A 14,706-nucleotide genomic window follows, 5' to 3' on the forward strand; every position below is an offset into this window, starting at 1 on the left:
TAAATGAAGGCTTTACTCGGAAAGCTAGATAAGTTCTCTTTATCGCTGGTAAAATGGCTGATTATTGGAAACAAGTAGATTTTCTATTGCAAATTGAAATGCCTACTTGGTGCAAAGGAGAACTATCCTTGGATTTTGAAAAGTGAAACCTCCAGGATTGGGCATGATATCTGCTTAGAGATCTCATTAGCAGATGAAAATGCTCTGATCATTTGGAATAGCTGGATAGAGTGCCGAAATTTGGCTCTTTTCAAGTTTTTTGACAGATTGAAGAAAATGAGGGCTGAAGTGAAAATAATGGGCGAAAAGTTTTGGATAGTTATTTTTTTTGTCTTAGTTTCTCATTTGGTATTTGTGGGAGAGCTGGCGATCTGCGGAGAGATCGATCACGAACGAGAGAATTTGCTCCTAAAAGAGAGAGAGTTTCAAGTAGATGGAGCAAATCTAAAAGTGGATGTTTTCTTTTTGTCCCCGGCCTGGAGAATTAAGCGGCAGGGTAAAGAAAAAAGGCTGATTGGAATGTCTGAGCAAGTTGTCAGAAGTCTTCATGATCTGGACCCAGCTCTTGAGTACAGGTGTATAGCGGAAGCCACCTATCGTCCAAAAGGCATTGTTATTGATTTTCTTGAGAAATGTAGCTCTATTTGGAGAAATAATTGATCGTAGTGCCAGGGCTGTGCCTGTTCTTCTGAAGACCTATTCGCCGATCTCGTTTGGAATTTGGACATTTTCTGAATCGGAGATATCTTTATTGGGGGCTTGGCTTGCTTTATCCAGAGTTGGAGTTGGATCTTGGGCTTGGATGTGGTTTTTGATGTCAGAACCTGGTTTTGGAATTGAAGGAAGAATTGGATTCAATTTGTGAACCTGTTTTTGTGAGGGAATCGCTTTTCCTGTTAAATTTTTTACAACAGGCTGCTTCGATTTTGTCGGGTTGTCTTGTTGAGTCCCCCCTTGCAGGAGGGGGTGAGAAGGAAGCATTTGTTTGTTCGATATTACTGATTGTGTTTTGGATAGACCATTTTGAGGAGTCGGCTGATGTGACGGGAGCCTAGTCAATTCATTTTCTCTTTTCGTCAGCTCTTCGACAAATGGGTAGATTGATTCAAGCAGTGCTTGCCGTTCAGTAAATCCGAGGTTCTTTAGGCATTGAGGGCAGGTAAATACAACTTCCGAGCATTTTTCTGGTTTGTATTTATTGATGCAACTTTTCTTTACCTTTAAAGTAAATCGTTTTTCATCGAAGTCGCTGGTCCTCTCTATGGCATCTATTCCCATGAGGTGGAAGAGTGCGATCATCGACAGAGCCATCAGAGAAAGAAAAATGGATTTTGCTCCGGTTCTCCAGCCGGTGTGGATCCGCGTTTTTTGTATGAATCCGGTAGCAAACAATACGGGAAGAATAAGGACACCGAGCCATCTGCTGAGAACTATAGGATCTTGAGTCTGAGTTAACAGATAGCGATTTTCCTGATCCAGGAGATAAATTAAAGGTACGGGGAGACCAATGATGAGGCCCAGCAGAGCGCTTTGCCATAAGCTGAAATCAGAAGAGTGGATAAGAAGCGAACCGTCCTTGCTTCCTTTGTCTTCAGAGGACTTATTGCCTCCTTGGGAATGAGCGACTGGATCGCTATTTTTAGATCTCTTTTTCCCGCGGTTCTTATCCTTGGTGTACTGTTCGGTCTGTGGCTCAGCTAGTTTAAGAAGACTCGGATCAATGATGATTGCGTTTTCCACTGCATGATCAAGCGTTGGAACGATAGGCGCCTCAGAATGAGGAGTTGTATTTATGGCCTTGACGAGCGCTGGTGGGGGGCTTGGCGGAGTCAGATTCTGAGATTTGCCTGTATCATCCGCCACGCCGAGATTGGGGATGCTGGCGAAACTTGGGGCTGTAATCATGCTGGCACTCTTGTTTTCCGCCTCTTCATCCCAATTCTTGGCTATCCCACTATTTGAAGCTTCTCGGCCAAACTGAAATAGGTTGGTATTTCCATCGGGGACAGTTTTCTCCATTTTTTCTGAGGGAACTTCGGTCCTTGAGAAGTCATCGAGCTGGGAGCCCTTGGGATTTGACGAGTTCGCCTGGTCTTCGAAGCCATTGCTATTGCTGAAGTCATCCGTTGTTTTGACAATTTGAGTGGGCATTCCGGCTGGCATTTCGACAGTCTGGCCCGTGATCAGGACTTCGAATTCCTGATCGCCAACTATAAGTTTTCCTCCCGTTCGTAATCTGACTGGAGTACGAGATGGGATGAGTTCTCCATTGACCAAAACTCCGTTTTTTGATTCTAAATCTTCAACTGTAAAGACTTCATCAGTGCTACGTAAGACACAATGTGTGCGGCTCATTCGTCCGTCATCAGGGTAGGAACGATTACAATCCATCCGACCGATGGTTGTTTCCGTCTTAACCCGAAACTTCTTTTTGGTTTGAGCATGAATTAAAAATGCCTTCATTGAATGCTAATGGCTCCTTTTTATACACTTTGCAAAATCCATCATGCTGGCTCATTTCCATGTCCTATCGGAAAGTTAGGACCGACAAATGAACTTTGTTGGCGCACAACTGGACCAAGCTTCGGTGTACCTAGGTTTTTCTGACGCATACTAACATTAGTTTTGTCGGCGACCTTTGCTTGACTAGACATATGGCCTGCGGTTACAAGTTTGACTCTCTCTGGATGGTAGATTTCAAGATTGCCCGGAGAAGAATCTTCTGGCGCGGGGTGGAGCAGCCTGGTAGCTCGTCGGGCTCATAACCCGAAGGTCGTCGGTTCAAATCCGGCCCCCGCAACCAATTTCGCACCTGGAGAAATTGGTTAACTGATCGAAATCACTAATAAAATCGAAAAATGAAATTCTGACGACTGGCTCTCCAGGTTCGTTGGTTCGTGGAAATTCCCAAAGGTTGAGGGAGCCCCGCATGCTGTTCGCTACGCAATCACAAAAATTCGCAATGCAAAATGATTCACGCTCACCGGCGGTGAGTCGGAGGCACACTTGCGCCTTTTGAAGTTCGGTCTTAATGAAACTCAGCTTGGCCTTGTTAAAGCTTCGCTCGCGAAGCTAGAGGGAGCGCACCGAACTCGCGTGGCTTGGTTCGGCGATGATTCTCTCGTTGGAAATTTGTTGTCGATCCACGCGTTGGATCTGCTGACTGTCCTTAGCCACTGCAAGCGGAATCCTGAAAGCGAAATGGACCTGTACCGTCTACGAAAGTCTGCAATGGACAAGCTAAACGGACTCGCCAAATCAGCGCGAAATGAAATCAAGAGGCAGAATTATGAGATGTGGCTCGAATCTTACAAGAAATTGTGGCCAGGGTCTGAGGGCGATGTTGATCTTAGGTCGGCAACGCCACAGCCGAGCCGGTTTGAGTTGATTCCATAAATCACAGGAGCCAAGCTCTGAACTGGCAGAGCCAAGTGAAGTGCGGTCGTCTAGCAGCTGTTCCAAAGAAAACCCATGTTCTATGAGAGGAAAGACTTCCTATTGATGACATTACAAAACGGGTATTTGAACCGTGAATTCGGCTCCCTGATTAGGCGCATTTTTCGCAGTGACGGTTCCGCCGTGCGCTTCAACGAGACTTTTGACAATTGACAATCCTAAGCCCGAACCTTTCACGCTGGTTCCGGTCACTTGCCAGAATGGATCGAAAACTCTGCCAAGTTCCTTTTCTGGGATTCCGGGACCTGTATCTGTGACAGAAATATCCATTAGGTTGTTCTTGATCCTGGTGCGAATCCAAATATCGCCACCTCTCGGTGTGAATTTTAGGCCATTTCCGATGAGGTTATTGAGCACTTGCTCGACACGATTACGGTCACAAAGTATTTTCGCAGTCGATTCGTGGTGCGAATGCAACTCAATCCCCTTCAATTTAGCCTGCAGCAGGTGATTTTCAATTATTTCTTCTACTAAGACTTGTATGTCGCAAGCGCTTTTACTGATACGCATTTGACCGGCATCGAGTTTTCCACGATCTAGAATATCGCCTGTGAGTCTTTCTATCGATTCTAAAGCGCGTTTCATAATGGCAGCCAATTCCGTCTCAGTGGATTTCTCTTGAAGCAAATCGTGGCTCATACTTAAAGTGGCGATTGGGCTTTTTAGGTCATGCGCTAGAATTTCCATCGCCCGCTTGCGGGCTTCGGCCACGCCTTTTTCTGCACGTACCAAGCGGATAAGAAGAATGGCGATCGCAAGTGCGAAAAAGAAAGCGATTACCGACATAATCAAAAGCCAGCCAACAGTGTGATCAGAAATTGCTCGCATGCGTGATTTAGCCTGGTTGAGATCGGCGTTTCTCAACTGGATAAACTTATCGATAGCTTCTAGATTTGCGGGATTGGTATCTCGGCGTTGCGCCATAAAATTATGCACTTCCGTAGCGGTTCGCCCCTTTTGGCGCATGTTGATCGCCTCGGTCCCGCTTGCGATCATCGTGGAATTTGTATTCACTATAGCATCCAGTAATTCTTTTTCTTCGGGACTAGTTGGCGAAATGATCGAACTTAGTCCTTGTCTAAAGTAAGTGCCGAGTTCTTTGAAGCGTTTAGCCAACAGAGGTTCCGCAGATAAGATGTAAATAGGTAAGATTGAGTTCAACAGATTTATTTGACCACTCAAGCGTTCTGCTTCAATGACTCGCGTCTGATTTACTGTCCCGTCTCACATACTTGGACCGGCTAATCTCACATAACTGGAACGCCTGATTTTTGGAGGTCTATACTTCAGTTTTTTCGATGTCAATATCTGGCAAAATTATTCGTCCTTTCATGCGGTAACTTGGACCTCAAATACCACGATTTTAGCCTGCTCAAACATCCGATCGATCGCCGCATTGGCTAGGATCGGATCACTAAAGACTTGTGGCCATTCTTCGACATCTCGGTTGCTGGTCAAGATCATCGCCGAGTTGTATTTGCGTCGATCAAAGAGATCAAATATCTCTTCACTCACATCCCGTGGCATCGTCACTACGCCCCAGTCGTCAAGGATCCAAAGTTTGGACGTCAAAATTTGTTTGAACAATTTATCCAAAGTGTTCCGTTCCCGGGCCATCCGGATCTTGGCACTGAGTCTTTTTACGCTCGAACAAAACACACTGTGGCCCAGTGCTGCGGCTTTCATGCCTAATGCAATTGCGCAGTGGGTTTTGCCAGTTCCTGGACTTCCAAGCAACAATGCAATTTCATTTTCCTCTACGAACTTGCAACTCGAAAGCTCTTCGATCTTCTCGCGATTGATCCTCTTGTTAAAACTCCAATTGAACTGCTCCAATGTTCTCCTCTCTGGGAATGTCGCCTTTTAATCCTACGTTCAATCGCGTTTTCCTTGCGCGTATTCAGCTCATGCTCAAACAATGTCGTCAGCCAGGAAAAATCGGACTTGATTTTTCTGGCTGCCAAAACCGACTCTAAATTCTCAGCTGCCGACGGTAGCCTTAGCATCGTCAGTTGCTGACGGATTGTTTCTATGCTCACTCCACGCTCCCTCTGGTTTTGGCCACATCATTTCACGACCCGTAAGTGAGCCCTATACTCACTCATCGGCCTTGTGAACTTGCCGCCCGTTGTATTAAAATTTTCAGTCTCCATTTTTACTTTTGGTGTCATCTTCAAAAACGAGTGGACCGTGCGAAAACTGATCGAACTGATTTCAATTGCAGACGCACAGGCCTTGTCGATCAAGGCATTCTGGTATTTCTTGTTCAACGTCAGGATTCCCCAGACCACCCGAGTGTCTACAAAACCTTCCCCCCTCGATAAAATGATCTGGATCATTCGAGCGACATTGCCGCCGATAGCCTCTGCCTGCTTGATGTAATGGGCGTGATTCTGCAAATTCGTTTCGTTCGAGGATTTGTAGTGATCCTTGCACGCCTGGCGCTGGAACTTGTCTTTGATTACATCATAGACTTCCAGTAGCCTCCCAGCGCAGTAAATCGAAAGCTTTTCTCCGTTACCAATCAAAGTCACACTCTGGCCCGACAACCTCAAGTCAACTCGATAGTATTTATTCAAAAACCTCACATATCCATCACGGCGAACAAAAACCTCCACAGGCTTCTCGCCATGAGTGCCGTGCTTGCGACAGTTGGCAATCTTCATTTTCAAATCAATATGGCTTTGGGCTTTCTCGATTGAAAATTCCTTCAAATCAAAGGACTCAAAAAGCCGCCGAACCAATTGCACCGTACGTTCAACCTTGCCCTTCTTCTGTGGATCCGCCGGAGGGAGGGCCTCTATCGTAAAACCGGTATGCGATGCAAATCTCTCGTAACCGGCATTCAAAATCGGCTCATGCTCCGAGGCACGATTCACGAATACCTTTGGATTGTCAGAGGTGATTTTCCTTGAACCCCACCAACCTCAAAGAGCATTGATTGGATCGCTTTCACCGTTGTCACAAAATCGCACTTGTCCATCACTCGAACCATCGTGTACCGACTGTGACCCAAAATCCCGATAAAGGCCCATATGGCACGTTTGCGACCGTCCTGATCTATCACATCGAGAGCCTTCGCCCAGTCCACCTGCAAGCATTCCCCGGGGGCGTGAATGATTTCAGGTGATGAGCCCCGAAGCAGACGGTCGGACTGAAAATGCTGCCTCTCAAGATAGCGGTAAAACTTGCACGTGGAATCGACACCGGAATCTCTTCGAAGATTGTCTGTGGTGACCAACCCAGATGGAGTCGCTCCAAGATCCATTCTTGTGCGGATCGAGCAGAGCGTCGGCTTCTGCTGGTTTCGACTTGCGGAGATCTATGATCGGAAAAAGGGCCTCCGGATAATTCGGCAATTTCCTATCAGTCGACCGAAAGAGTTTTGGCTCTGTACTGATCTGTTCTAAGAATCCGTACTCCACCGCAAGGCCTCGGACCTTGATCACATAGCCTTTGCCTTTGGAGAGTTGATTGGAAATTTGCGAAGCCGATTGGCCCGCTCGAAACTGTTCGACAATTTTTCGATCCACCGTGATTCTCCCTAAAATCGAGTTCCTTTTTCGCTTCATGCTTCCTCCCTTTTAGGGGTCATTCTTGCATGAAGTTCAGGTGGATGTTTCTATGCCTAATTTTTAAGCATTTGGCCGGTCCAAGTATATGAGATTTTGACCCCACATAACCGGTCCACTTGTGTGAGATTTGTCTGCGTCATACCGGTCCCGTTACGTGAGACGGGACAGATTTACGTCAACCAATTCACTCTGAGTCTGAACGACATACCTAAGTGAGTAGACTGAAATAGTCATCGCCGGAATAAAAATTAATAGGGTAACAAAAATTCCGAGATAGATTTTTCGTTCGAAACTCATAATCACCTTCGCTTTCCTAAGGTGACTATAAAACTGGAATGTAGAGGAATTGTGAACACGTATTACGATTGTGACTTAGGTACTGTTTTTTGGGTGACCATTCTGCCTATTTCGATTTTGAAAAGGTTTAAGAGTACCAACCCCTCAAGTTGAGATGCGCTAAGGCCAGGTCCGTCATCTGCAGTAAACACCTGTTTCAACATGACCTTCACTGGTAACAGTTTTAGATTCAAAGTTATAACAGTCTTTTTTTTCTGTTTCTTTAAATTGAATATAATAGGGCTTTTCCTGGTAAATATAATCCATACGCTTAATTCCAGTCGTCTTATCCTGAGTAAACTTTAAATTTTGAACACCCTCACGAGGAGGGCGACCAGCCATTTTTCCTTCACCATTTATAGACTTTAAAGGTGGAACACGTGGTAGTGTTCTGAGGTCAGGCGTTTCACCCATTAGGCATTGAATTATATAGGGTGCATCTTTAGATGTGTGGTATCGGTAACCAAAAAAATTGTCTAATTTCCCATTGCAAATATCGAGTTCGCCTTTTTTAATAATTGAACCATCAGGGTTTTTTAAATCATAAATAGGGTAACCATCGAAAGCCCATCCAATAATTTTATCATCTTGTTTTGAGTTTTCCATAGAATCAATCATACAGTTTGGTCTTTTATGATAGTGATAGTCATCACCACGACCTGCATGCCCACCACACTCATCTAGCTGCTGTGTTAAGACCGTATCATGATGAAGTTGATGATGATGAAGATCCGCTTCTGTCATCTCTCCGCCACCAGTATAGTCATAGATAGGCACACCGTTAACCGCAATTGCTAAAGCAGCATCTCGTGTTTTTGCTTTTCCTGTAAAATGAGGTTCTAATGGGATAGGCGCTGTATAATGACCTGCTGGAACAGGAACTTGTTCATTTGTGTTTACAATTCCGTTCATTAATTCATGTTCTGGATAAGTGTTTGAACTTAATTTCGCCTGTGCATTGTCACATGACACTTGGACGTTTTTACTAAACCCCGCTTGTTCAATAGAGTTTTTAATTTTATCACATTGTCTTGAAATCTTTTTTTTAGAGGAACTTAAATGCATTCTACAGAGTAAAGTATTATCTTGTTCTAAATCACTTGACCAGATGAGCTTTGCATCCTTACTCCAACTCACGTCATCGTAACCATCTTTTGGTTTAACATCTTTGGCAGAAAATTCGACTGCATTGGGCCATGATGTATCATCAAACTCAGACATCATCCAATTTTCTGGCTCTGGGATTTTTTTGAAAGTGCATGGAGATTTACCAGAAATCGGGTTAGCCTCTTGAGCACAGGCTTTATCTAAAGGTGCTTTATGAATTACGAGACATTTTGCATTTTTATCTGTAACAGCAATAAATTTTGATAACGATTGATCATAAATCTGTGCAATGAAACCTCCGTCGCCCATTTGTTGTTTTCGAGTTCCGATGTATTCCAGTCCGGAGTCATTTTCCTTAAAATCCTTTATCATAAACGCGATAACATCTGGGGAATCACCTTCATAAATATAAGTTTCAGAGTTGAAAGATCTCTCAGTTGTTATCGGTACGCTATCTTCAAGAACAGCTTTGCCATCAATATACATTTTAAACCAATTGTCTGCCCATACGCTTACCTTTAGACGTTTTGGACCATTCAATGGTGCATTTAATTGTGGTGGTGAGTGAGAACAACTCATGGTCATTATAGATAAAGCAAAAACTATTATTGTAAATTTCATCAAAAATGTCTCCAATATCATTTCGAGTTTTAAAGCATCAGGGTATACTTTTTAAACAATTATGCAAAGGCTATCAGTCAATTCTTCTGGGACCACAGGCTCCACCGGTTTGGAGTGCGGAATAAAGTTTCCAGCAATCCATTTTCCCCGACGGGTCAGAAGAAGGAAAGCGCACATTTTCTATAAGAAATTCTCTCACTGAGAGGAATTCTCAAGCAACCGGAAGTGAGATCGTGAGACATGCACCAACAATTTCCCCTTCGAAAGATTGATTCTCAATACAGACACTTCCGTTGTGAATTTCAGCAATTGACTTCATGATGACCGAGCCTAAACCCAAAGAATTTGGGTGACCATTTTGCATATTTCGATTTTGAAAAGGTTTACGAGTACCAAACCCCTGAGTTGAGACTCACTAAGGCCGGGTCCGTCATCTGTAATTTGAATCACAATCGTTTCATTTTCTACTTTAAGTTTAACCTCTATATTTTGAACGGCAAATTTTTCTGCATTATTGAGGCCATTTGAAATGAGCCTCTCTACCAAATTGAGGTTACCTTGGATTTGCACTTCTTGCGGTAAATTTTTTCCGATCGCTACTGACCAATTCTTTTTAGACGAGACTTGCTTTCGATGAACTTGTTGATTCAGGATTTTAGGAGATGTCTCATTTTTAGTTGAAAATCTGGAACCGCTTTCGTGAAATCGTGTCTGACTATGCTGCCTTTCCTATTTTTTTGTCAACGGTTTCCATTTGCAATTTTTCAATTCTTGCGATCACAGTTTTGATGTGCATGTATCCCTTCACCGTACGGAAGTTTTTCCTCCGCTTTCAGGAACACGGCCGCCAACCAGCGTTGCGAGAGTTTTCCTTTTCGCCGCTTCCCCTCTGTATTCTGGGTTATAATTCTTGATGTTGTGTTCTCGATGACGAACCGACGAGAATAGATTCTCGATTCCATTTGTTGTATGAAGAGCTTTATAAAGATCCTTATGCACGTTCAAAATATGCAAGGTTAAAAGCTCTGGAAGGGCCTCTCTGAGAGACATCGCAGCTGAGCTATTGATTAGCATCAATTCCTGCTCCAAAGTCTCCAGTGCCGCCTTGGCGTCTTCATATTTCCCATGCCCAAGAGCCGCCACGTATTGTTGATGGATCCGCTTGCGGTATTTCTTGGCGAGGTGCTTTTGTAGATTGTGATCCTTGTGAATTGTGCAACGTTGATGGATGAGTTTCTTTCCGAACTTGTTGCGAAGAGTCTTAATAAGACCTTTGCCTCCGTCAGTTACAAATAGCACCCGTGCGGTCAAGTTGAGATTGCGATGTTCAAGATCCGCCAATAATTCATTGCAAATGTCGCTATTCTCCGTGGCGCCTTCCCAGTAGCCCAACACCATTTTCTTTCCCGCAACTGAAATTCCAAGCGCGGTGATAAATGCAACTCCTCCGCGATGAACGCTGTCCAGCATGATGGCAAAGGGATCAAATTCAGAGAGATCTCGCTCTAAAAATTGTTTCAACTGTTTGCTTGTGGCCTCGACAAAGTGGCGTGAGACCGACGATGGCGACACTCCAAACGCGTGCGGCGTCTTGTACAGTTTCGCTATAGCGGCGCGCCGATAAGCCTGACATCATCTTCGTCAGCAGCTCCTCTGAGAACTGACCACGTTCTCTGAGCTTTGCATAGCTGGGAAGAGTGACCTCACCCCGAGTGCCGCGAAGTCGCGGCACCATGACCGCCACTTTCTGGTCACCTATAAACGCAGACCCTCGCTGGGAGGCCCACTTATAAATATCCCCTGTCGGCGCGTAATCGGGACCTGCTATATTTTCCGATCCATCAGCAGGATCGACTCCACCAACATCCGTCCTATTTCGTGATTCAGTGAGTCGATCGATGCTTTTCCCCAACGGATTGTCTGAGCAACTTTCAATGCAAAATTGTCTTCGCCCAACAGCTGCTGAATTTGATTTGCGGATTGCTTTCTCTGTCTGGTACTTCTTTTCATGAGGGTGCCTTTCTTTTGTAAGATAGTGGAATCATTCCACGAAAGGCTGGTGCCCTCAACTTTCAACTAGATTTGAGATTTCTCCGGATTTTAGCTAGATCAATACAAGTTGAATTGGCATTAAATTGTGGTTCGTCTAGGGACGCGACTTCTAAGAGATTTTCTAGCAGCTCCCCGAAGTAAATGGTTTCTTGCTCAATCATATTGAGTAAATCAATTCGCTCTTGTTCGTTGAGGGCGCTATTGTGTAATTTTAAGGTTTCAGAAGCCGTTCTTAAGGCGGATAAGGGAGTACGTAAATCATGTCCGAGCTCTTGCAATAAGTTTTTTCGCGTTTGTTCTGTATGGTGAACTTGCTGAACAAGGTGTTGGATTTTATCGGCCATCTGATTGAACTCGCCTAACAATCCACCGAACTCATCAAATTTTTTAAGCTTAAATCGTACAGTCAAATCGCCCTGACCAAGACTACGTAACACAGAACGAGCTTTCTCGGCATTTTTTCTTAAGTAAACAAATAAAAAGAAAACAGAGGTCAAAAATGCAAGAGTGACAGTTAAAAAAATGACGATCAGTTGAGTTGCGAATAGCTGAAGAATGGAAGGTCGCTCTGGATCTTTGGCGATCAGGAACAGTGGCGTAGGGTGATCCAATCTAACAATTTGAAATCCTGATCGCAGTCTAAAAAAATCTGCCTTTTCTAAAACCTCATGGATAGTTTCCGGCCTTGGAAGGTCTTTCAGGGCAACAGGAAGTGGTGTGCCTTGAGAGCTAAAAAGCTCAGCCCCGATTTCATCAACCAACCAAAATTCTGGTCGCTTAAAAGGTCTTCGAGGCGGACGGTCCGGTGAATTGAAATCATGGCGAGGAGGACGGTCGTCATTTTCAAATGGAGGGGTCCCTATCGGCGGCTTATGTCCCGGCCGTGGCGGGGGTCGCATCAACGGATTTTCAATTTTAGTTAGATCAACCCTGCCCGCTATGAGCTCTTCAATCGACTCGGCATAGAGAACCAAAAAGCGATCGCGATCTACAGTCGAGGAAACCGACGAAAGGCGATTCATAAAGAGCAAAGTGACTACAGAGAGTAAAATTGCAGCAAAAGTGCTAAAAGCAACAAAGCGAAAATAGGTGTTATTTTTCACTTTGATTTTTCCAATCTAGTCTGTAGCCAACTCCATAAACGCAACTAATTTGAAGTGAATCCTTTAAAAGGACTTTTAATTTACTTCTGAGATGACTAATGTGCGAATCAATCGTCCGGTCAAATACTTCAGATCTTGCTCCAAGAAGGATAGGATAGATTCACGAGTTATGACGTCTCCAGATTTTTTGAGCGAGTATTGTGAGAATATCGAATTCACGTCGACTGAGATTTAATATTTCACCATTGATGAGAACTTGTCTTCGTGCCAAATCCATCGTGATAGGGCCAGCTTTCACTATATTTCGTGGCAATGGCTGAGCCCGCAAAGCACGAGCGATGCGAGCTTTTAGTTCTTCAACACCGAAAGGTTTACGAATGTAGTCTTCAGCTCCGATGTTCATCGCTTTGACGACTGTTTCTTCATCAGTTTTTGCGCTTAAAAACAGGACTGGTTTTTCATTTCCAAGGGCACGAATTTCATGACACAGATCAATGCCATTTCCATCGGGCAAATTGATATCTAAAAGAAATACTTGAAACTCTTCATTGGCGACCTTGCTAAGCGCATCCGCCACTGTATGAGCAACTGAAACTGAATAGCCGCTAAGCCCTAGGTTGATTCCTAGGGCTTTTGCGATTTGGTGGTCATCTTCAACGAGTAAAAGGCGTGTCATAATTTATAGTCTCAAATTTTCACGAACATTGCACTATTGTGACACATCAGAGTTTCCATGGTAATCACTTTCGGCCTCACCACTTTGCATTTTGTCGTGGTGACGACCTTTATGTCCTGGTGGTCGATCGGGCAAATCAAATCCCGCATTTGCCATACAAGTCTTCATTGCGGCTCTATGGGCGTCACCCGCAGCCCGTTGCTCTTCCGTAGGACGCGTACCTCGCTCGGGACGCTCAGGCCGTGGGTTAGCCTGGCGACACTGGGACATGGCTGTGCGCTCGGCTTCGGTACGTTCTGCCTTTTTGGCAAAAGAATTGGTGGAGGCCAAAACGATAATTGCTGTGGTTGCTAAGAATAAACTCTTCATAAATTGACTCCTTGTTAAAGGTTACTCCGGTAGATTTATTTCTACTGTGAAGTCAGAATAAGTTAAAATGTTGTATTGAATGTGGAGGTTTAAGTCTTTTTTAGATCTCGACTGAGGTCCTATATCTGATCACTGATGTCCGGTTCGGAGCTTAGCATAAAATTGAAAAAGGCCTGATTCTAGGGTATTTGAAGGGATCGTAACCACACAAATCCTGTCCAAGTACTCCCGGAGATCAAGCCATGGCACAACCTACCGTTTTTGAACAAGTTATCAAGTTAATTCCACGAACTGAGTTCCAGTCGATCGTATATAAGAATGAGGGCGACAAGGGCGTTCGCACCTTGGACTGCTGGACTTGGTTTGGATCCCTTCTTTTCGGCGAATTAACCGGACACGACTCCATTCGGGCCATCGAGAGGGTTTTCGCAACTAGTGATAACAAGATGGCAAAAATGGGATTTGGCCCCGTTCGCAAGAGCACTCTTGCCGACGCCAACAGGGCGAGGCCAATAGAAGTTCTTGAAGATCTATTTCAGTATTGTTTAGGTCGAGCCTACCAAGTTGCTCCCAACAAAACAGGGTTTCGCTTTAAAGGAGAGGTCTTTGCCCTAGACTCAACAACCATCGAGCTTTGTTTGAACCTATGTCCATGGGCCTTGTTTCACCACGATAAAGGGGCTGCAAAGCTTCATACTGCTATTGATGTTGCCAATGACATACCTCAGTTCGCGGTCATCACTGAGGGGCGAGCTCACGACATAAGGGCCATTCGCGAGGAGATCTCATTTCCTCCAAAATCAACTGTGGTTTTTGATCGAGGCTATATTGATTTTGCTTGGATGAATGAGCTTAACCAAACTGATGTCTTTTTTGTTTCTCGTAGCAAGTCCAACCTTAAGTTCAAGGCTGTGGAGAGTCGCCCTACGAACCGGATACGAGGCCACATTTGCGATCAAGTCATCTACCTAAAAAGCCAAGTCGGCCAGCGCTACAAGGGGAAGCTCAGGCGTATCACATACAAGGACCCGGACACGGGCAAGCGTTTGACATTTCTAACGAATCGGTTTGATTTGGCCGTGCAGACCATCTGTGATCTCTATAAGTCCCGTTGGAAAGTGGAACTTTTCTTCAAAACTTTGAAGCAGCATTTGAGGATCAAAAAATTCCTTGGAACTACCGTCAATGCTGTAAAGGCCCAGATTCTCGTTGCCTTAATTGCATTTGTACTCGTGCAAATGCTTCGCTTCGCAACCAAGTCGAGCATCTCCATTCCCGATGCTATGGCGGTAATTGGGACGTTGTTACTTTTAAAAGAGCCACTAAAGCGGCTTCTGGGCGATCTGCCTCGTGTAACCAGACATCCGCCTGGGTTACAGCTTTCTCTGTTTTAGAATTTAAGCCGGACAGC

Annotated in this window: 17 protein-coding genes and 1 tRNA gene; 4 read left to right on the plus strand and 14 right to left on the minus strand. The window is 44.6% G+C overall.

Features of this window, described 5'->3' with window-relative positions; genetic code table 11:
• Positions 1-135: 135 nt before the first annotated feature.
• A complete protein-coding gene (locus IPL83_02335) occupies positions 136-660 on the plus strand; it encodes a hypothetical protein (protein ID MBK9037993.1) in 525 nt (174 codons plus the stop codon).
• Between the two features lie 36 nt (positions 661-696).
• On the opposite strand, the gene IPL83_02340 is transcribed toward IPL83_02335, so the two are convergent.
• Positions 697-2,463: an FHA domain-containing protein gene (locus tag IPL83_02340; protein MBK9037994.1), complete on the minus strand. Its 1,767-nt coding sequence runs from the start codon at positions 2,461-2,463 to the stop codon at positions 697-699.
• Between the two features lie 263 nt (positions 2,464-2,726).
• Here IPL83_02340 and IPL83_02345 point away from each other — a divergent pair.
• Both IPL83_02345 and IPL83_02350 read left to right on the plus strand, forming a co-directional pair.
• Positions 2,727-2,803: transfer RNA gene (locus tag IPL83_02345), tRNA-Met, on the plus strand.
• A gap of 203 nt (positions 2,804-3,006) precedes the next feature.
• Positions 3,007-3,396: a hypothetical protein gene (locus IPL83_02350; GenBank protein MBK9037995.1), complete on the plus strand. Its 390-nt coding sequence runs from the start codon at positions 3,007-3,009 to the stop codon at positions 3,394-3,396.
• 111 nt (positions 3,397-3,507) lie between these two features.
• Here the strand turns inward: IPL83_02350 and IPL83_02355 are convergent, their stop codons facing one another.
• The 13 genes from IPL83_02355 to IPL83_02415 form a co-directional block, all read right to left on the minus strand.
• Positions 3,508-4,638, minus strand: a complete 1,131-nt coding sequence (locus IPL83_02355) for a HAMP domain-containing histidine kinase (protein ID MBK9037996.1) — start codon at positions 4,636-4,638, stop codon at positions 3,508-3,510.
• Between the two features lie 147 nt (positions 4,639-4,785).
• Positions 4,786-5,292 carry an ATP-binding protein gene (locus IPL83_02360; GenBank protein ID MBK9037997.1) on the minus strand — a complete coding sequence of 169 codons (507 nt, stop codon included), beginning with the start codon at positions 5,290-5,292 and terminating at the stop codon, positions 4,786-4,788.
• 230 nt (positions 5,293-5,522) lie between these two features.
• Complete coding sequence (locus tag IPL83_02365) at positions 5,523-6,335, minus strand: hypothetical protein (GenBank protein MBK9037998.1); 813 nt, start codon at positions 6,333-6,335, stop codon at positions 5,523-5,525.
• Positions 6,332-6,553 (minus strand): hypothetical protein, encoded by a 222-nt coding sequence (locus IPL83_02370; GenBank protein ID MBK9037999.1) that lies wholly within the window; start codon positions 6,551-6,553, stop codon positions 6,332-6,334. The genes IPL83_02365 and IPL83_02370 overlap by 4 nt, the downstream gene beginning before the upstream one ends.
• A gap of 73 nt (positions 6,554-6,626) precedes the next feature.
• A complete protein-coding gene (locus tag IPL83_02375) occupies positions 6,627-7,028 on the minus strand; it encodes a hypothetical protein (GenBank protein MBK9038000.1) in 402 nt (133 codons plus the stop codon).
• A gap of 153 nt (positions 7,029-7,181) precedes the next feature.
• Entirely contained in the window at positions 7,182-7,328 is a 147-nt protein-coding gene (locus IPL83_02380) for a hypothetical protein (GenBank protein MBK9038001.1), read from the minus strand.
• Between the two features lie 174 nt (positions 7,329-7,502).
• Positions 7,503-8,432, minus strand: a complete 930-nt coding sequence (locus IPL83_02385) for a YHYH protein (protein ID MBK9038002.1) — start codon at positions 8,430-8,432, stop codon at positions 7,503-7,505.
• A 1,467-nt stretch (positions 8,433-9,899) separates the two neighbouring features.
• Complete coding sequence (locus IPL83_02390; protein MBK9038003.1) at positions 9,900-10,667, minus strand: transposase; 768 nt, start codon at positions 10,665-10,667, stop codon at positions 9,900-9,902.
• Complete coding sequence (locus IPL83_02395; GenBank protein ID MBK9038004.1) at positions 10,585-11,007, minus strand: hypothetical protein; 423 nt, start codon at positions 11,005-11,007, stop codon at positions 10,585-10,587. Before IPL83_02395 ends, IPL83_02390 begins: the two co-directional genes overlap by 83 nt.
• A gap of 160 nt (positions 11,008-11,167) precedes the next feature.
• Positions 11,168-12,250 (minus strand): hypothetical protein, encoded by a 1,083-nt coding sequence (locus IPL83_02400; GenBank protein ID MBK9038005.1) that lies wholly within the window; start codon positions 12,248-12,250, stop codon positions 11,168-11,170.
• Positions 12,240-12,410, minus strand: a complete 171-nt coding sequence (locus IPL83_02405; protein ID MBK9038006.1) for a winged helix-turn-helix domain-containing protein — start codon at positions 12,408-12,410, stop codon at positions 12,240-12,242. The genes IPL83_02400 and IPL83_02405 overlap by 11 nt, the downstream gene beginning before the upstream one ends.
• Positions 12,411-12,926: a response regulator transcription factor gene (locus IPL83_02410; protein MBK9038007.1), complete on the minus strand. Its 516-nt coding sequence runs from the start codon at positions 12,924-12,926 to the stop codon at positions 12,411-12,413. It abuts the gene before it with no gap.
• A gap of 33 nt (positions 12,927-12,959) precedes the next feature.
• Positions 12,960-13,295, minus strand: a complete 336-nt coding sequence (locus IPL83_02415; protein MBK9038008.1) for a hypothetical protein — start codon at positions 13,293-13,295, stop codon at positions 12,960-12,962.
• A 242-nt stretch (positions 13,296-13,537) separates the two neighbouring features.
• Here IPL83_02415 and IPL83_02420 point away from each other — a divergent pair, with 242 nt between their 5' ends.
• Complete coding sequence (locus IPL83_02420; protein MBK9038009.1) at positions 13,538-14,689, plus strand: IS4 family transposase; 1,152 nt, start codon at positions 13,538-13,540, stop codon at positions 14,687-14,689.
• Positions 14,690-14,706: the final 17 nt, after the last annotated feature.

The sequence above is a fragment of the Bdellovibrionales bacterium genome (genome assembly GCA_016716765.1).
Lineage (GTDB): Bacteria > Bdellovibrionota > Bdellovibrionia > Bdellovibrionales > UBA1609 > JADJVA01.